The 17,628-nt window shown below is 51.8% G+C and carries 24 protein-coding genes; 7 read left to right on the plus strand and 17 right to left on the minus strand.

Going from position 1 to position 17,628, the window contains the following annotated elements:
• Nucleotides 1-20 precede the first annotated feature (20 nt).
• Nucleotides 21-467, minus strand: coding sequence for a hypothetical protein (locus tag HL45_RS08945; RefSeq protein WP_049970770.1), 447 nt, complete (start codon nucleotides 465-467; stop codon nucleotides 21-23).
• A gap of 16 nt (nucleotides 468-483) precedes the next feature.
• Entirely contained in the window at nucleotides 484-756 is a 273-nt protein-coding gene (locus tag HL45_RS08950; RefSeq protein ID WP_049970771.1) for a hypothetical protein, read from the minus strand.
• A 134-nt stretch (nucleotides 757-890) separates the two neighbouring features.
• Here HL45_RS08950 and HL45_RS08955 point away from each other — a divergent pair, with 134 nt between their 5' ends.
• The 3 genes from HL45_RS08955 to HL45_RS08965 are packed head-to-tail and all read left to right on the plus strand — an operon-like array spanning nucleotide 891 to nucleotide 2,514.
• The gene (locus HL45_RS08955; protein ID WP_144240048.1) at nucleotides 891-1,133 is read left to right on the plus strand and encodes a hypothetical protein; all 243 of its coding nucleotides are present in this window, start codon (nucleotides 891-893) and stop codon (nucleotides 1,131-1,133) included.
• Complete coding sequence (locus HL45_RS08960; protein ID WP_049970773.1) at nucleotides 1,130-1,627, plus strand: hypothetical protein; 498 nt, start codon at nucleotides 1,130-1,132, stop codon at nucleotides 1,625-1,627. The genes HL45_RS08955 and HL45_RS08960 overlap by 4 nt, the downstream gene beginning before the upstream one ends.
• 8 nt (nucleotides 1,628-1,635) lie before the next feature.
• On the plus strand, nucleotides 1,636-2,514 hold the full coding sequence (locus HL45_RS08965; protein WP_049970774.1) for a hypothetical protein: 879 nt from the start codon (nucleotides 1,636-1,638) through the stop codon (nucleotides 2,512-2,514).
• A gap of 87 nt (nucleotides 2,515-2,601) precedes the next feature.
• On the opposite strand, the gene HL45_RS08970 is transcribed toward HL45_RS08965, so the two are convergent.
• The 3 genes from HL45_RS08970 to HL45_RS08980 form a co-directional block, all read right to left on the minus strand.
• The gene (locus HL45_RS08970; protein WP_211250842.1) at nucleotides 2,602-3,063 is read right to left on the minus strand and encodes a VOC family protein; all 462 of its coding nucleotides are present in this window, start codon (nucleotides 3,061-3,063) and stop codon (nucleotides 2,602-2,604) included.
• A 504-nt stretch (nucleotides 3,064-3,567) separates the two neighbouring features.
• Nucleotides 3,568-3,936, minus strand: coding sequence for an HVO_A0114 family putative DNA-binding protein (locus HL45_RS08975; RefSeq protein WP_049970776.1), 369 nt, complete (start codon nucleotides 3,934-3,936; stop codon nucleotides 3,568-3,570).
• A 22-nt stretch (nucleotides 3,937-3,958) separates the two neighbouring features.
• Complete coding sequence (locus HL45_RS08980) at nucleotides 3,959-4,243, minus strand: toxin-antitoxin system TumE family protein (protein WP_049970777.1); 285 nt, start codon at nucleotides 4,241-4,243, stop codon at nucleotides 3,959-3,961.
• A 368-nt stretch (nucleotides 4,244-4,611) separates the two neighbouring features.
• Here HL45_RS08980 and HL45_RS08985 point away from each other — a divergent pair, with 368 nt between their 5' ends.
• Both HL45_RS08985 and HL45_RS08990 read left to right on the plus strand, forming a co-directional pair.
• Complete coding sequence (locus HL45_RS08985) at nucleotides 4,612-4,974, plus strand: hypothetical protein (RefSeq protein WP_049970778.1); 363 nt, start codon at nucleotides 4,612-4,614, stop codon at nucleotides 4,972-4,974.
• Nucleotides 4,975-5,304 (plus strand): hypothetical protein, encoded by a 330-nt coding sequence (locus HL45_RS08990; protein WP_049970779.1) that lies wholly within the window; start codon nucleotides 4,975-4,977, stop codon nucleotides 5,302-5,304. It abuts the gene before it with no gap.
• Nucleotides 5,305-5,354: 50 nt separating this feature from the next.
• Here the strand turns inward: HL45_RS08990 and HL45_RS20365 are convergent, their stop codons facing one another.
• The 3 genes from HL45_RS20365 to HL45_RS09000 form a co-directional block, all read right to left on the minus strand.
• A complete protein-coding gene (locus HL45_RS20365; RefSeq protein ID WP_144240049.1) occupies nucleotides 5,355-5,768 on the minus strand; it encodes a hypothetical protein in 414 nt (137 codons plus the stop codon).
• Between the two features lie 192 nt (nucleotides 5,769-5,960).
• Entirely contained in the window at nucleotides 5,961-6,548 is a 588-nt protein-coding gene (locus tag HL45_RS08995) for a tyrosine-type recombinase/integrase (protein WP_049970780.1), read from the minus strand.
• A gap of 179 nt (nucleotides 6,549-6,727) precedes the next feature.
• Nucleotides 6,728-7,375, minus strand: a complete 648-nt coding sequence (locus tag HL45_RS09000) for a DUF4760 domain-containing protein (protein WP_049970781.1) — start codon at nucleotides 7,373-7,375, stop codon at nucleotides 6,728-6,730.
• A 617-nt stretch (nucleotides 7,376-7,992) separates the two neighbouring features.
• Between HL45_RS09000 and HL45_RS09010 the strand changes: the two genes are divergently transcribed.
• On the plus strand, nucleotides 7,993-8,760 hold the full coding sequence (locus HL45_RS09010; RefSeq protein ID WP_233274797.1) for a DNA adenine methylase: 768 nt from the start codon (nucleotides 7,993-7,995) through the stop codon (nucleotides 8,758-8,760).
• Nucleotides 8,761-8,928: 168 nt separating this feature from the next.
• On the opposite strand, the gene HL45_RS09015 is transcribed toward HL45_RS09010, so the two are convergent.
• The 8 genes from HL45_RS09015 to HL45_RS20370 all read right to left on the minus strand — a co-directional run bounded on the left by HL45_RS09015 (nucleotide 8,929) and on the right by HL45_RS20370 (nucleotide 16,454).
• Nucleotides 8,929-9,852 (minus strand): NAD-dependent epimerase/dehydratase family protein, encoded by a 924-nt coding sequence (locus HL45_RS09015; protein ID WP_049970783.1) that lies wholly within the window; start codon nucleotides 9,850-9,852, stop codon nucleotides 8,929-8,931.
• Nucleotides 9,853-10,054: 202 nt separating this feature from the next.
• Entirely contained in the window at nucleotides 10,055-11,116 is a 1,062-nt protein-coding gene (locus HL45_RS09020; protein ID WP_049970784.1) for a hypothetical protein, read from the minus strand.
• Complete coding sequence (locus HL45_RS09025; RefSeq protein ID WP_144240050.1) at nucleotides 11,109-12,395, minus strand: hypothetical protein; 1,287 nt, start codon at nucleotides 12,393-12,395, stop codon at nucleotides 11,109-11,111. The genes HL45_RS09020 and HL45_RS09025 overlap by 8 nt, the downstream gene beginning before the upstream one ends.
• Before the next feature lie 301 nt (nucleotides 12,396-12,696).
• Entirely contained in the window at nucleotides 12,697-14,046 is a 1,350-nt protein-coding gene (locus tag HL45_RS09030; protein WP_158413681.1) for a glycosyltransferase family 87 protein, read from the minus strand.
• Nucleotides 14,047-14,360: 314 nt separating this feature from the next.
• The gene (locus HL45_RS21905) at nucleotides 14,361-14,534 is read right to left on the minus strand and encodes a DUF7557 family protein (RefSeq protein WP_084156838.1); all 174 of its coding nucleotides are present in this window, start codon (nucleotides 14,532-14,534) and stop codon (nucleotides 14,361-14,363) included.
• A 490-nt stretch (nucleotides 14,535-15,024) separates the two neighbouring features.
• A complete protein-coding gene (locus tag HL45_RS09035; protein ID WP_084156840.1) occupies nucleotides 15,025-16,179 on the minus strand; it encodes a glycosyltransferase in 1,155 nt (384 codons plus the stop codon).
• On the minus strand, nucleotides 16,149-16,310 hold the full coding sequence (locus HL45_RS21910) for an HVO_A0556 family zinc finger protein (protein ID WP_368085924.1): 162 nt from the start codon (nucleotides 16,308-16,310) through the stop codon (nucleotides 16,149-16,151). The genes HL45_RS09035 and HL45_RS21910 overlap by 31 nt, the downstream gene beginning before the upstream one ends.
• On the minus strand, nucleotides 16,311-16,454 hold the full coding sequence (locus HL45_RS20370; RefSeq protein ID WP_144240051.1) for an AbrB/MazE/SpoVT family DNA-binding domain-containing protein: 144 nt from the start codon (nucleotides 16,452-16,454) through the stop codon (nucleotides 16,311-16,313).
• A 353-nt stretch (nucleotides 16,455-16,807) separates the two neighbouring features.
• Here HL45_RS20370 and HL45_RS09040 point away from each other — a divergent pair, with 353 nt between their 5' ends.
• Nucleotides 16,808-17,140 carry a DUF5789 family protein gene (locus tag HL45_RS09040; protein WP_049970788.1) on the plus strand — a complete coding sequence of 111 codons (333 nt, stop codon included), beginning with the start codon at nucleotides 16,808-16,810 and terminating at the stop codon, nucleotides 17,138-17,140.
• Here the strand turns inward: HL45_RS09040 and HL45_RS09045 are convergent.
• Nucleotides 17,137-17,373 carry a hypothetical protein gene (locus tag HL45_RS09045; RefSeq protein WP_049970789.1) on the minus strand — a complete coding sequence of 79 codons (237 nt, stop codon included), beginning with the start codon at nucleotides 17,371-17,373 and terminating at the stop codon, nucleotides 17,137-17,139. The two genes, HL45_RS09040 and HL45_RS09045, sit on opposite strands and share 4 nt — an antisense overlap.
• Between the last annotated feature and the right edge of the window lie 255 nt (nucleotides 17,374-17,628).

Below are 17,628 nucleotides of genomic sequence, written 5' to 3' on the forward strand. Positions count from 1 at the left end.
GTCGGGTTCGAGGCTGGTCATCAGACCATCCCCTCCACAGCGGAGGCGATTCCGAAGAAGATCAGAACCCCCATCCCGACCGGGATGAAGCCAACCACGAGCGTTGTCAGGTCGTCGCTGGCTTGGTAGTCGTAGCTGACTTTCACGTCCTCGCCCTCGTCGAAGAGGGTGCTCGAACTGTTCAGGTCGAGTGTGCCCGACCCGTCGTCGAGCGTGTAGTCGGACGCAGACGCAACTTCGTAGCTTTCGGACGTGTCGTTGTAGCCGTAGACCGTCTCGCTCCCCGGGTCAATGTTGTAGCCCCGGAGGTCGATACTCTCGTCGAAACCGACCCCGTGAGAGTCGTTGAGCACTGCCTGCGACCCAGTGTTGTTCGTGACGGTCGAGTTGACCGGCGAAAGCATGATGAGTCCGACTGCTGCGAAAACTGATAGCGTGATTACGACTTTCGCAGTTCCCGATGCCATGTATTAAATATGGACATTAGGTTCGTGCCATAATCGGGCCGACAGTTGCGACGAAGATCAGGACACCGAGCATCACCGGAATGAAACCGATGATTGTCGCGGTGAGACCAGTCATATTCGAGCTTTCGATTACGTCGTTCGTAATCGGAATCGCCACTCCGACACCGACGATGACAGCGACTGCAATACCGATGATCAGCGACACGAGGTTTCCTCGTGCCTGTGCGCGGTTGTCATCGCGCATTCGCGTGAGCAATGTTTCGATAAATCCGCTGGGTAGTTTGTCCATGTAGTGTTCACCTCCTGATTACCAACCCGTTAAAGGGGGATATGAATAAGAATTGTCGGAGTTATTGAGGTGTTTAATGAATTATCTAAGTATCCAGCACAGTAGTTATGTGGATAGAATACCTGTAATGATATATGTCAAGTAGTACGGTCAATGAGAAAATTATGACACATCGTCAACAGAATACCCCCGAAGGCGAACCACTCCTCAAACTGAACCGCAACCTCACCGTCACAGGTGGCGGGAGTGTGAACGTCAACGTCGCTACGGAAGCCTGTGACATTATCGGCTTTCCCCGCGCCGAGAACGCCACCGGAACAGAGGTTTCCATTGAAATCTACCGCGACAGATACGTCGTGCGACCCAAGGACGAATGAGCACGAACACCCCAGAAGAGGCCTCAACCCAGCGTTGGGAAGGGTATTCCGATTACCAGTCTGTCAGCAACCGAGTCGCGGCCGCGATCGACGACGCCATCGATGCGTTCGCGTACATTCAGTCGCTCCATCTCGAAAATGAGCGCATCCGCCAGCGCGAAGCCGCGCAAGCCCGAAGCCGAATCCTCGGAGTTACCATCAAGCTCCTCCCAGAGCTCGAAGCGAACGCTGGCCATTCCGACACAGAAGACGATGACGACGTCTACCGCGACATCCTCCAGCGGTGGACGAAATCCTACGACGGCGGAGACGGGTTTCTCGACCGCTTCCAAACTATCCAACTCCAAAAGGAGTGTCCCGACTGGCTTCACCAGCTCGTCAAAGACATCCGGAAAGCGGGCTGGGAAATTGGCTACCTGCAAGCAGGCCGCACCGTCACCGAATCGACTCTTGAACCGAACGAAGAACAAGCACGCTCGATGTTCGAGGAGTAACAGCATAGATGGAACGCTACAAGCGATTTCTGGAGAAATTACACGAGCACGTCCAACGCGATTGGGACCGTCTCATGCCTGTCATCGGCGAAGAAGGGGCCGGGAAAAGCACGCTTATCCTTCAGTCAATCTGGCTCTACGAACAGATTCGTGGCAACGACCCGACCCCGGAGAGCGTCCTCGATTACATCGTCTTCGATGACCGCGACGCGTTTAAACAGAAGTTGCTAACGGCAGACGCTGGCGACCCGATCGGTGTGATGGATGCCGCCCATATCCTGTACAACAAGGACGTGATGATGCCCGACCAGAAGGATGTCGAAAAGAGTCTTCTCGACATTCGAACTGAAAACTACGTTATCTTCCTCGGGTATCAGGACTGGGGCGACATTCCCGACCAACTGCGAAAACGACGCGCGAAGAACGTGATTCAGGTGCCAAGTCGGGGAACGATCAAGGGGTACAACCGCCGCCAACTCGACGAGAAGTACCACAAACTCGACGACATGCAGTGGCCCGACCACGCGCTCACCGACACGTTTCCGTCGCTCGAAGGTACGCGGCTCTGGAAGCGCTTCGACGAAGTTGACAAAGAGCGCAAACGCAGGCGTCTCCAGCAAGATGACGACAGCGACGCCGAACTGACACCGCAGGACGTCGTCGGTAAAATCGTCGTCGAGGACGCACTCGAAGAGTACGTCGAAGTGAATGAGTTTCAGAAGCGAGCGTACTACTCGAAGTCGTTGCTCCGTTACGATTACCCAGACCTGAGCGATCAGCAGGCAGACCAAGTCCGGTCGGCATTGACTCGTGAGGCAGACCCTGAAACACTCGCTGACCTCGATGGGACAGACACCCCACCCCCCACGGGTGAGGGAAAATCATGATATACGCGCGCTCGCGCTTTGCACGCGGGCGGGTGCGCGCGACGCTCGTTCTGGTCTGAAACCGATTTTCCCCCTTTAGAGGTGATTTTAGTCGATTTCTTCGGCGGTTAATGGCGACTCGTCAACGTCGAGCTCCTCGGCCAACCCGACGATGATGCCTTCGGGGCCGCGCACATAGCAGAGGCGGTACTCGTCTTCGTACTGGGCGACTTCGTCCACGAGTTCGGCACCGTGGGAGCGGAGGCGGTCGAGAACTTCGTCGATGTCGTCAACGGCGAACATGATACGGCGGATCCCCAGGGTGTTCACCGCGGGTTCCTCGGATCCATTGCGGGTGGCTTCGGGCGTGATGAATTTCGCGAGCTCGATGCGGCCGTGGCCGTCAGGAGTTTGCATCATGGCGATATCGTTCTGGACGTTCTCGAGCCCCACAACGCGGTCAACCCACGCTCCCTCGACGCGCATCTCGCCCTCCAACTGCATGCCGAGCTCCGTGAAAAACGCCTTCGCAGCTTCGAGATCCTCGACCACGATGAGGACGTTGTCCATTCGCTTGATCGCCATAGTCTGAGAAAATTAAGCGAGGAGTGCGCAAATAGACTTCGCTGGCGAGGAAAGCATGGCGTGGAGTTTCGTCGCGAGCGATAAGCGATTGTATCTACCAATTAGAGGGATCGGTCGAGGTTTATGAGCAAGACAGGTGATAGCGAGTTCTTGAAACTGTGTCCACCAGTGCCGTGAGCAGACGAATGCGCTGTACTTACGTTTGAGACGTTAACTCCCTTTGCGGTCATATTCCTAGAAATTTGGGGTGAATGCGGCCGCTCAGAATGATGTCGAGGCTGAATTCTGTCTGGGTCTAACCAAGAACTGGACACCAATCGACCAGACCCTTCCGCTTCCTTTGAATTCGCGGGATAGGAGTTCTGAAACCGTTTTCGGCACGCTAACTGTAGAGTTCAGTCGATAAAATATGGTCTCGTGTACCCCTACTCGAGACAATTAAAATAAGAGAACCAACTCATTGAGTAGCGATTGTCTATCGAACGTGGGTCACGCTACCAGCCGAACGTGGATGTCGAACTCATCATAGGTGACGACAGGGCGCTTTGACCGACCTTCCTGAACGAATTCAACGACATTCAGTTCCGCCAGCTCGTTCAAATTGCGACTGACCTCCTTAATGTCGCGCTCGACCAACCGCGCGGCTTCTCGCATACTCGCCGGGTTATGCTGGCGAATCGTCCGCAACAGTTCGAGGTTCTTCTCACTGAATAATCGCTGGAGGTCTGCCTCGTCCTGAAGACTGAGGACATTACGCTCCTCCGGTTCTTCGCCCTGTTCCATTGCTTCGATTGCGTTCAGGGTGTCCTCGTGGAAGTCGTCAGTCGATTCAACCCGAATGTGGAGTGTTGTGCTCATTGCCTTGCCTTTGCCGCGTTTCTTAGCGATACTCGTTGACTTCCCGGACGAACCGACGATACAAGTCGGCCATTCCGGGGAACTCGATGATTGTAACTTCGTTTCCTGTATGCCGTTCGTGGCCTTTCGTCGTTTCGTGTGCGTTGTCGTATCGAACGACGGTCTCGCCGCCGAGAACCCCGAAGTGGAGTCGGTACTTCCACCCGCATGGATAGCGCGGGTGATTCGGGGCTTTTCGAATGAGGATGGATTCAACGTAGCCGTCGAATTTCCGTGTCCGACTCACTTCGAGGTCATCGTCTGCCATCTTCAACTGTTGGTACTATCCCCATCATCATAGCTGTTGGGCTTTGACCCATCATATGTGGCCAACCAGATGTCCATACCAAGCAAAACACGCCAGAAGCGCCGAATTCGGGTGCTGAACTCCCTTGAGGTTAGTTCGCTATGTGTTCTCATAGGTGTGAAGCGACTCGCCGAGGTCAAGCTTTGCGACTGGAATGGTGAGTAGAAACGCGATGCTCTCTTCGAATAACTCTCGTCGAGGAATTCATCCCTAAAGCTATGGTCGGTTTCAGCCAACGAGCTAAGGGTACCTGCTAATAATGACCATTTACTGAACCACAACTTCAGCACACCCGTACATTGAATACGTCAGCACACCAAGTACAGCGTATGCCTGTACGCATCGAGGAGTTCGAAGCCGGGGATCTCCCAAGTGGCCCAAGCGTGCCCCAACAGGTACTTGGCTATCTCTATACAAACCGGGACAAAGCATTCACCCGGTCGGAAATCGCTACCAGTATTGACGAGGATCCGAACACAGTTGGGACAGCCCTCTCACGGTTGAAACAGCGCGAACTCGTGCGACACAGAGGAGAGTACTGGGCGATAACGAACGATCTCGATCGGGTTGCAGACGCGTACGCTCTTCACACGATCACGGAACGGCTCAATCAAGACGAAGGAGCGATCGAGCCTGACGAGTGGGACGCAGTCGCTCCGGACGAACCACATCCAAGCGAGAGAGACGGATAAATGCAACCGGAACGTGGCGATGTGGTTCGAAGTTCGAACCCGTTCAAACTGGGCGAAGATAGCCAACGACCGTGGCTCATCGTCAACAACGAATCGCATCCGTTCGGCGACGAGCAGTACGTGGCTGTTGCTATCTCGACGAAAGAGTACGGTGATTCGATTCCTCTGGAGTCAACTGTCTGGAAAACAGGTGGTGTACCATACGAATCGTTCATTTCTCCATGGGCAGTCCACTCCCCTCGTATCGAAGATCTGGTGGTGTGGCAGGGCCGAGTTACGGAGGAATTCGTCGGTCGCATCGTTGATTCACTTGAGACGTATCTTCGATGACGATACAGTGTGCGCTCAGAACACTACCGGGCGAGAATCTACTAGTAAACTCATCTACACTCAAGTTGTGGCGCTCTTGAGATTCGATTGTCCCAAAAGACGTGCTGATAATAGAAATATAAATAGAGACAAAATTCGTCATCCGAATCTCCCAGGCCATCAAACTCAAAGGTCTCTTGGTATTCACCAACCGTTCCATGGAATGCGACAGGATAGGCACCTTCTGGTGGGTCGACAAACACAACCTCCTCGCTGTCAGCCGCAACTGTCTGTGATTGCCAATCTAACATCCCCTCTTCGATTTCGAGAGCGACGTTGAATGTCCGGGATTGATTATCTCCATTGTAGACTATTACCCCAACTTCTTGAAGGGAAGCCTTTGTTCCGAGAATATCTGCACATCCAGAAAGTATAGACAAAGGAACACATCCACTGGAGAGCAAAACATCTCGACGGGAGGGCATCATTGTTTATTTGATTGACGTATACTCAACTGTTACGATTTATATGCCATCTGTCTTGTACAATCACCATTCTGTATTGAGTGACCGACTCATACTATATTCACGCGGTGCATTCAGCACGGCTGCCGAAACCTATCACGTGCGGCAGGTTTCAACAAAGCCATCGTCGAAGATGCTTCAGCTACTCAGTGCTCATAGCCACGACACCTTCTCACGTTCACGTCGCTGTGCTTCCGGGCTGTGCGTCCCTCGGTAGTGATCGAGGAACGTGTCGAGGTCGTCCCAGCCGCCCCAGTCGCAGACCACCATCGCGTCCACGTCCGCCGAGCGTAACGACGTGGCCCACGTTCGGCGCAAGTCGTGGAAGCCGACGAACTCCCAGCCCGGCTCGTCGGTCGCGTCGAGGAGGTCTTCGGTTGCCCGCTCCATCCAGCGCCGGAGCGTTCGCGTCGAAACGCCGACGACCGGGTCGTCAGCTGGGGCGTCGCGGACGTCGCCGACGGTTCGAATCGTCGTGGCGAGCGTCGGCGGAATCGGCGTCTCGCGGTAGTGGTTCGTCTTCGCCGATTTCCAGACGCGAAGCATCTGTCCTGCGTCGGTGTCGGCGACGCGATCCGGCGCGACCCGGACGACCTCGTCCGACCGGAGGCCGCACCGTACCGCCAGCCCGACCGCGATGCGCTTCTCGGTGTCTTCGAACTCGTCGAGGAGCTGGCCGACTTCGGATTCGGACAGCCACACTTTCATCCCGTCGTCGTTCTCGTAGTCTACTAAGTTCATGTCCGGTAAACTCCCTTCACGGTCATATTTCTAGAATTTTGGGGTGAATACGTACTCTCAGGTGGGAGTCGTGGCCGGATTATGTCCGCGTTTGAGTGGAGAACCGGACATCAACAAGTCAGAAAAGTTGCGATATATCCCCAAACGTGGGGAGGAAACAGATGATAACCAATTTGGTATTAGTGATTGAAATTGGCGGCTACCGGCACCGACTCTCGTTCTTTCCTCATTTCATCACATCTGTCCACAAACTCTTTCAGGGTCCCGTATATGCTGTCATCCTGCAAAATCTGTCGTCGTTCATTAATATAATCTTCCGCAACTTCGTACGTCCTGATTACTGAGGTACCACGTGCCTCGTAAAGTACAGCTTCGTCTGTATCTCCTTTTTTCCAAGATACAGCAAGAAATTGGTAATAATTCAGAACACGCATTAGGTGCTCATCTGTCTGATTATTTATCCTAACTCCCCTTTTATCCGAATTCTTTTCTGGTAGGTATCCTCTATTGACCATCTTTGCTACTTCAAAAAGCGATTCCGTTAGCACAGGATTAGATACTGTTTCCGAGATCAGTTCGGAAGTACGAGCGCGCTTTTCAGTATCTCTTGCTCGTTTAAATCCAATTGCACCGAGGAGTGTCGCTGTGAAAATTGAGATAGCTGCAAAAAAGTCTCCAACCCTTACTTGATTATTCACCTGAAAATCAAGACCTAAAATTCCAATCAATATTAATCCAACTGCTAATGTTGAACCTAATACGACGATTATCACTACTGCTGCAACCAGAATATCTGACAGGAACTGGTTATCAAGAACTCGGTTCATAAATATAGGACTACTAACTAATCCTTAGTAATTTACCTGTTGAACGATCATTGGTGAGTCTCATTTTGGTATGGATTTAATAAATCCTATATCAATTCTCCTGAGAAATCGAATCGCTGACCTTGAAGTCGCTGCAATCTCTAGTAATGCCCGTTTCTATTAGAAGCTCAACTACTCAGTTTCACTTTCAGTGTGCTATCGGGAATGCTTCAATACTACCTTTGTGGTATGAACGGCTGTATGGCAGTTGTCAAAGTGAAGATTGCGAAGCAGTCCCAGAAGTGGCGCTATCGCTGTCCGAATGGCCACACGACCTGGGAGCCGACGAATAACCATCTGTGGTGTCGTTCCTGCGCACGACAGCTCGACGTCGATCCGGAGTTCTGGGCAGTGTACGACGCGAAGACTCAAGAGAAAATTCCTCGGGAACGGCTCGTTCTCGACGTATAATATATTGAAGATACACGGACTACTTTCACTTTCAGTACGGTGTCGAAAACCATTGAAGTAGGTCATGGCTCTCTCGAGGAGTGGGATGAAACGACACTACCCGAATGGCCGGTGTACCGAAATTCGAACGCTTTGCGGTTCGAGGGTGATTCTCCGTGGTTGACGCGGTGTTCCCGTACCCTGGTGGGAAGTCGCGTCTTTCCTCGTGGATCCTTGAGCACGCCTCCGAACACACGTGTTTCGTCGAAGTCTTCGGCGGTGCAGCTGGTGTGCTGGTGAACAAGGATCCAGACATCAGCAAGGTAGAGGTGTACAACGACCGCGACGGCGATCTCGTGCATTTCTTTGAAGTGCTGCGCGACCGCCCGGACGAGCTGGTCGAATGGCTGGAGACGGTTCCATACTCGCGAGTGATTCACTCGAAGTGGGCCGACGCCTTTTATGGCGGGTATCGTCCCGGCGACGAAATCGTCCGCGCTGGGCAGTTCTTCTATCTGCGATACTCGCAATGGGGTGGTGCATACGACAGTCCGAGCGGTTTCGGGACGAGCAAGGTATCGAGTCGAGCGCTTAGCTACGCGAACAAGATCGAGCGGTTGGAAGAGTTCGGAGCGCGGTTCGACGATGTCGTCCTGGAGAACCTCGATTGGCAGGAGGTGTTCGAGAAGTACGACGGCGAGGAGACGGTGTTCTACTGCGACCCGCCCTACGTCGGGAAAGAGTCGTACTATCCAGTGAGCGATATCGACCATTCCGAGTTCGTCGAAGCGTTGCGAGAGTTGGATGCGAAGTGGATCGTGTCGTACTCGGAGCTACCAGAAGGGTTAGAAGAGTTTCGAGTCGTTGGGCGAGGCGATTCGAATTATATGGGGAACGGGAAATCAGGGAGTGCGAAGAAAACACGGGAGCATTTGGTGATGAATTTCGATCCCTGATTACAATTTATAAACGGGTTTTAGAACATCTCTATTCACTACCTGCGTGTTGGTTAATCGTCAGCTCCACCAGTCGTCTCGACTATGCACAGCCTCAAAAAAAAGATGTCTTGTCCTCCAGCACACTCTAATGTCGGATTGTCACAAAACCGAATGGGGAGACGTTCCTTACTGGTACTGTTCACACACACGCGAGAGACCGTTCTCTAAGCTCAGCTGTGGTTCCCAGCCCGTTGCTTCGTACATCTTCGACGAATCCGCCATCGTATCATGGACATACACCTCGTCCGGAATCGGGTTTTCGATGTAGTCCGGTTCGATGTCGGTACCGAGTTCTGCATTGAGCATCTCGACTAGTTCGTTGAATGAGACAGCAGTACCCGTTCCGAGATTGTAGACGCCGGTCAACTCGTTTTCAGCCGCAAGCACTAATCCCCGGACGATGTCGTCCACGTGCGTGAAGTCACGAGTTTGCGACCCATCGCCAAACAGTACCGGACGCTCGCCTTTTGCGAGATCATCCGCGAACTGAGCGATCACGTTTGCGAACTCACCTTTGTGTGCCTCAGAACCACCGTAGCCTTGGTACACCGAGAAGAACCGCATTCCGGCCATATTCATGTCGTAGTGGTTAGCGAAGTATTCTGCGTAGCGCTCGCGTGCGAGTTTCGGTGCCTCGTAGCCCGTGTTCACAGCAACATCCATTTCGACTGGGGAGGGTTCCGTTCGACTCCCGTAGATGGACGAAGTCGAGGCATAGACGACTGTCTCGCAGCCGTCGTCGCGTGCTTGTTCGACGGTGTTGACAAACCCTTCGACGTTGACTCGCGCGCCTTTCGTTGGGTTCTCTTCGTGCATCGCATACGACGACAGTGCTGCGAGATGGAAGACGACGTCTACGTCCGTTGGGAGGTCATCATCGAGGACGCTTGTTTCGTGGAATTCCACGGTGTCGTCGAGATTCTCGGGTGTTCCGAGATAGCCGTCGTCGACGACCACCACGTCATTCTCGGTCGCAAGGTTGTTTGCAAGATTCGATCCGATGAAGCCTGCCCCGCCTGTAACGAGGATTCGTTTATTGTTGAGTTGCATTTGTTTCTCGCTGTCGGTATCACAGGATGTCTGCCTGTGTTCAGTGTCTACTACCTGCTTCAGTCTTTCCTGTCTTATAACCCGTCATAATTTTGTAACCAGTATATAGATATGAAATAATCATAGAAGAGAAATCAGGAGACAGTATCGGAGACAAAAGCTACGGAGAGGCTGTGTTGTTATTCTGGAGGTTGGACAGGCGTCATTTCTCACTCCGGATTTCGTGGAATACAACTTCTACCGTCTCATTCTGATACGACGGATATGCTGCTGCAAACGCGAGTGTGTTAACAGGTTGATAGTCATACTCACGACCGTCGATGTGTCGTGTTTCAGATTCTGGTTGACTCCAGCCATACTGGTCATACAAGTTTGCAATATCCACTGTCGTTTCTACTCGTTCTCCCTCAGTTGCAGGGACGTACACGAGGATATACTGATACTCCCCCGGACGGTACACGACTTGTCGTTCATCGACGTCTGCATAGACCACCCAAACACGATGATTCCGTTCGCCGATTTCAACCCCTGTTGCGTGACTCGGATGTTTTATTGGGTTCTCTACGAGAGTGTGCGGAGTTGCCTCGATATGAAGTTTCTCGGGAAAATCGGTTCGCTGTTGGATACCTGCCATCGCCCAAGGACCTTCTTTCCGTGCCGCATAATCGACGCGAAGATGAGCAGAATCGTTCTTATTTTCGATTGTTAATTCTTCAGTTCCATGGTCGCTCGTCGAGATGCCCCATCTATATGGCCGGAAGAAGTCCTCTCCCGGGTTAATCTGCCAATGTTGAAGCTGGGGGTTCAGAATTTTCGGCGCGGTATCAGAGGAGAACGGTGGTACTATCTTCTTTTTCTGGACATCGGTTCCGATGTCATTGAGGGATAACACCGTCTCCGACCCAAATGGCGGGCCAAACTGAGGAACTTGAGCACTGATGCGATAGGTCGAGCGTTCGCCGGGGTCTAACGTTTCAGCACCCGATTCGATATTCCAGTAGTTCCGTGTTTGAAGGCCTCCGTGAAGGGTATTAAACACAGGGGAGATTGACTGGTCACCCGTATTGGTCACGCGCACCTGCATTTGGGTTGCTCGCTGAACATCCGTCGGGTCGGACCACGACACGACTTCGAACTCAGCATCGAGTGTCGATTCATCTCGGAGAATGACTGCACCGCTTACCCCCGCAACGATGACGATACCAACGATGGAAAGAGCTACTAGCCCCTTTTTCCGCCCTTCGAGTTGGTTCGGTTTACGCATCGTCTACCTCCTCTGAATGGCGAGCTTTTGATTTGCTATTCGAATGATTGGTGTTGGTAATGTCTGTAGTCATTCTTTTGATAAGTGGTATTGGTGTGGACTCTGTCGCATCTAGTTGCAATAATGCGGCATAGTAGGCAATTGGCACATAGAAAATGAAATAGTTTTGAAGACTCCGATAATTTAGTAACAGAACAAACGCAGGTGCCATCCACGCGATCCACTTTATTTGGCCGAAGTAGAGCGCGTACAGTGCCAATCCGGCTATAAGGACGAGCAAGAGGAGAAACGTAAAGAACGACTTGGGAAGCACATACGTCCCAGTAGTGCTGAGAAGTGAGAGACCGACACCTTGCTTAACGAGCGGTGCTCCGCCTGCCGTAATTGGGGTAAGCGTTCCTCGAACCCAACCCTTCGGATTCCACAGAATAAACGGAAGGTTCGGGAGTAAAAATGCGGCAAAACCGTATATTAGACAGGTACGCGCCCGAAGAGCGAATGCACGATACGATTCGCTCTCCATATACAACCATACGGCAAGGAAGGGACCGATAAACCACGGTGTTTGCTTAACTGAGAACGCAAGACCAGCAAAGATGGCGGCAACTGCATAGTTCTCACGGTGCCAGTACTTCATCGAGAAGAGAATTGGGAGAACCCACAAAATATCGAACACGCCACCAAAACTGAACAGTGTTACATTCGGATCTGTGAACACGACGGCGAACGGTGCAAGTGCGAGACTTGCGGGAGATTCTCGAACTAAGAAGGCAAGCGTGAGAACCAGTACAACAATAGCTGTGAGATTCAAGTTCGGGATTCCAAGTAGCGCCTGCGGAACAAACAATAGAAAAGAAAGAGCAGGGTACGAGAGGGACGCTACTGTACTTCCATCAGTACGGTACGTCATGAAGCGATTATTAATTGGATAGTTCTCAAAGGCAGGTCGCATCGAATGCATGTATGGATTTTTTCCACTAAGTAGTAGGTCAACAGAATACTGACTAAAGAGGATGCCATCGGTTCCCAAATATTGGCCATCCGTTTTTGTTAAGAACACGACGGCAAACCAAAGCAAGCTAACCAATAAAACAGCGTACGCAACCGTCTTTCCATGTTTTCTTGTATTTATAAAATTTGTTGCACCGGTGAGAATCATTCCGATACCAGTTCCATATGTCAGAGATACGACTACGAGAACAGTGGGGTTTTCAAATGAAGGAAGACGATTCGTTAAGGTAAGTCCAAACTCAAGAAAGATTGCACCCGCTACGACCAAGAGTGCTCTCCCGATGCCCTCTACTAACTTCCCGTCTAATTCGCCTCTCTTTGCTGTCTTCTTATTTCTCATTTAGATAGACTATTTTAACGTCTTCTGTGTCTTTTTCGCCCGTATCTGCACTCTGGTTCGATATTTTGTCAATTTTGTCAAACCAAATTTATATTTGACAAATGCTACTGAACCCGCCACCATAATGGTTTTGATAGTGATGTAAGATGGACAGATAACCATCGAATACTCCGAGTTGGTGGTGAGAAAGTAATTAGCATAGAATACTCATAAATTCCTGCAAATCACCTCACATCCACTCACGAAGTCTTTGAAGAGACATCGAGGAATCCTCCTGAATTGCATCGACCATCCGTCGTAAGAGATCGCCAAGAACGACTAGATGAAGCGAGATGATGACGACTGCAATCGTATGCCGATGTGAGTAAACGATCTGTGCAAGCCATCCGTAGTTTGTGTTGAGGTAGGCGAGTTTATCAATCATCGACTGCTGGACGACTCCCTGAAAGCTATTCACGACGAGGTGGCGAGCATCGTACCATTTGAGTTCTTGAATGATGAGCACCTGTTCATCCAGCACGGCGGCCGCTGTCTGCATCGTCAACACGTAGGATGTGGCTGTCATGATAATCCCCGTGGGGTGTCGCCACGAGATGACTCCTCGGTCGAGAGCGAACAGTGCGAACGGCCAGAACCAGAGGAAGTAGTTTAGGTTCCCGATTTTATTAAGGAAGACCATGGAAAGCAACGCTCCACCGAGAGCGAGGATGAGGGCCTCGTCGGTTTCGGTCTGCCAGCCGAGGAGCACGAGATAGGCGTAGACAGGGAGCCAGACGAGTTGCCACAGCCACTTAACGAAGCCAATTTGGTCGAATGCAGCAACGTCGTACTGGAGCAACAGCAGTGGAATGTGAAACAACGAGAGGCCCTGTGGGAATCGAACGCCTTGGAACCCGACGAGCTGGTAATAGTAGTTGAACGGGGAAGAGAGAAGGAACGGGAGCGAAATCGCACTGCCAATCACACCCGCCGTCGCGATTGCTTTCAGCATATCACGCCTGCCAAAGCGAGCGATACCGAACGGGAGCAGTATTATCGGATAGATTTTCACCATCGCTCCGAGGGCAAGATACGCGCCAAATCGGCCCGGCTTTTCGTCGAGCAGACTGTAGCAAGCGAGCAACACCAACGGAACGGTAACGAGTTCGAACTGAAAGCCCCAGAACGTGTAGAGTGGAATGACCGATGTCCACGAGAAAAGTGCGAGCAGACCGAGGCCCATGTGATACTGGGCGAGAACAACTGTTGCGAGGACGGGCGGAGTGAACAGCCAGTATCGAGCAACTGACCAGCCCCATCGTCGATACAGAAGATGTGCACTTGCGAAAAATCCGGCCATGAGCGGGATCCGAGCGATAATTCGGATCCAGTTGAGAGTTGTCAGCGGCGTCACTTGAACGAAGATATTGTTGGCAGTCGCTCGACCGAGAAGTTCGAACGCGATGAACAGGTATGTCGAAAGTGGAGGGTATTGACTGTTTGAGTTCGCGTACACGTTCCAATTCTCGGTAAGACTGTCGCTCCACGTGAGCATGAAGAGATGAACATCGTAGTAGTTCCACGCAATCGGCGAACTCACGAGGAGTGTTACTCCGGCAACGGCCATCGAGGCGACGTACCGTTCTCTGGCTGTGCTCTCCCGAATTCGGGTAATCCCACGATGATGAAGCTTACTTGTACCCTCTAGAGTAGACTGATGATTTCGTTGGTAGTGAACGATACCGCCGATCATGAGGAGCAGTGAAGTGACCCATCCGAAAGGAGACAACCATCCAACAGACCCAGAAAGGATAACCTCACCGACTAAAAGGCAGGACGCAAGGGTTATCCCAAGCAGAAAGAGCGAGGAACCTAGTCGGGGGGACAGATATTTGGAGGATACCATTTGGATACTTACTCGTTGGATGGAGGGGTCGTCTTGGGGTCTGCTGGAGCTACTGTATCAGCAAGATCGAGAAGGTCACTTACGACATCATTGAACGATTCACCGCGGTTTTTCCGAGCATCGAGCCGAGTCCATGTTTCATCAGTAATCGAAATCGTTGTCGTTTCCGAGCGATTCGCCATTCTTGTTCAAGTTGATGATATGAACTTATAAAACTATAGAATCATATCCACGGTTCTAAAATCGAATAGGGACTCGAACAAGAACAGACAAAGTCAAACAGACTGGCGTGTACTAATCAGCGTCTTGAGGATACTTTTTGGGGGGTGCTGTGACACCGAACTGAGATACAGCTCAAAACACCACGCAGTAACCTCGGTACCAATGAGAGCGAGTAGATAGTACCAGGGTTTCGCTGCAATTGTCATCGCAAGGATTTCCGTTGGCGGAACAATCCAGACAATCAGTGCAACGGCCGCAAGGCCATGTGAAAGGGGTCGGTATTGGTGACGGAGGAGTACAATTAGTATTCCGAGAAGAAGGCCGAGTTCGAACGCATGAATTTCAGGCCATGTCGAAAACCACGTTCCGGGTACTGTCGCCATGCAGAGGGCAACAGTATTCGGCACCTTGAGTACGAATCGCCTTCTGCGTGTTAAGTGTCAGAATATCCTACGATTCGACGGCATCGGTCGTATCGAACGCATAACCGTCCGTTCCAAGGAAATTAAAGAGGGCACTTCCACAGATGGCAAGAACGTTAGCGATGAGCGCAGGAACGAGCAGGTATTGAACTGACGTGATGAGAACCGCCGTATACAGCAAGAAGCCTGCCAGTGACACCGCGTTGAAGCGGTAGTATTTTGCCCAAATCCCAGAGGTGGGTCGGTTGAAAGTCACTGCCCAGTTCCCGACGAAGTTGAAGTTGAGTGCCGCAATAAATGCCATCGCACCTGCAAGCAGATAGTGAACTCCACTTCCCAGGTGAAGTACCGAAAAGAGAAGCGTATTCAATACCGCACCAATCGCACCGATAAGGCCAAATTCCATGGCCCGAACCGCTTTGCTGGGCGAAACGTACCGAGAGAGTCGTGAAGACGTGATACCAAGCCCCAGTACGTGTTCGACGAATCGCTGATACTGCGTCGGAGTCAGTTTGCTTTCTCCGCGTTCACGGTCGTGAAAGAGGTACGGTACTTCAGCAACGGTTTCGTAGTCGCATTTTGCAAGAATTTCGAGTAGAATCTTATACCCGCGTGGGGTAAGTTCCACGTCGGAGACGAGCGTCCGCCGAACCGCAAAGAACCCGCTCATTGGATCGGAAACACGCCGTGCTGCAGGCACCCCGATTTGAGCAAAGAGCGTTGCACCCTTGCTTACAAGATGCCGGTGAAGCGGCCAGTTTTCTACGCCGCCACCCGCTACGTTTCGACTCCCAATGGCAATATCCGCCCCATCTGCGAGTGCCGAGAACAGGTCGGAGAGTTTCTCTGGGGGGTGCTGTAAATCGGCATCAATTACGGCACAGAACTCGTGGCGAGATTCTTGAAATCCACGAGTGACTGCAGTCGACAGCCCTTTTTCATTCGTTCGTCGAATAACACGGACGCGACCGTCTGCTCTGTACGCTTGCTCTGCAATCTCCCAGGTTCGATCCGGTGAGTCGTCATCAACGATGATGACTTCTGTAGTGTAGTAACTTGGAAGCGCATCTAAGACTCGAGTCGTGATCTGCTTGATGTTATCCGCTTCATTGTATGTCGGAATGATAACAGAGACACTTGACTCGTCCACGATCACCACACCTGCATTGCCGGTGTCTCGCAATTGTCGCAGACAGCTGCTTCATTTCCCTTGTATTCCTCATGGGTGAGGATGCCCGCTTCACAGTACTCACAGGTGCGCCCGTGTAACACAGTGAGGACACTCTGTTCTGACAGCCGTTGATTAACGGCCATTCAGTTATCCTCCTGCTTTCGGAGAATCCACTCACCTTCGATTTTGTGCCACTCCAGTTTGTCTCCCGGTGTCAGATCGAGATTCGTTCGAACCGGTGCGGGAACGACCGTGTCGTTACTTTGCGTGACTGTTGTATCGCACATTTTGTCCTCCTTCCCAGATAAAATTGACATGTGTATGGGTGTTAGCAAGCACTCACTGATAATGTTTTTGATGCTGAATGTATTCATATTTTATAATATTTGATAAACTACTTTACTGATGAAAATAAGGGCAAAAAGGGCCCAAGAGACCATCACAATTGAGTTGCTAAATACTGGTCATTATCCAAATGGTCGGCGGTCACCGCGACTTGGCCAGGTGTAGAGCACCCAACTCACACCGAGCACCACCACAACTAGGAGGTCAACCTCAGCGGTCGCCGTCGCCGGTTCGTATCCTAATTGATTTCGATGGCGGCCCAACCGTTAACCGAATCGGTCTCCTATTCATAACGATGGTGGATGAGAAACAGAATCGAGATAAGAAAGCGGATGACGAAGAGCGACACCAGCCAGAGCGAGAGGTAGAGGAGGTACGTAACCGTGCCAGTGAAGAGGAACAGAAGCACGGCGACCCTAGTGCGCAACTGGGTGATCTTGATGAAGCACTCGAAACCCAGAGCTATCCAACCACGACGAATGAATTGGTCGAGGCCTATGGCGACTATGAGATTGAAACGCAGGGTGGAACGAACTCCCTCGAGGAAGTGCTTGCTTCGACTGATGACCAAACGTACGACTCCGCGAATGATGTTCGACGCCGGATATTAGGACTCATACATCGCTAGTACAGACAACTCAACTCCTCTATCTCGCTAGTCGGGAATTTCCGGATCTCGCCGCGCTCGTTCACGACTTGGACGCTTCCGACCTCGTGGACGAACACGCACCGGAGTTGGACGTGGAGAGTACAGAATCGAGTACGGAAAGCTTCGACATCGACGCCAACAACCCAAAACAAATTCTCGGTCAAATCGTCCGCATCGTCGGAAACCTGCTCGGCGCGGTCGCAAACATCCATCGGGGGCTGGCGAACAATACCGGAGCGTCCTTTGGTGCGCTCATCGTCGCAGTGCTGTTCTGGGCAGGGAGTTGGGCTGTTGGATTCGGGTTGATCACTCAGGAACTTCCCGCATACATTCTTGCAAACCCTGGCTTGGGACTCATCGCTGGCATGTTGGGCGTGTTCTACCTCCCGTATTTTACGTATCTGAACGTGACGGCAACGCGTCGCTCGGAGAGCGGTGGCGAACCGACGCGTGCCTGGCCACTGCTC

Source organism: Haladaptatus cibarius D43, assembly GCF_000710615.1.
GTDB lineage: Archaea > Halobacteriota > Halobacteria > Halobacteriales > Haladaptataceae > Haladaptatus > Haladaptatus cibarius.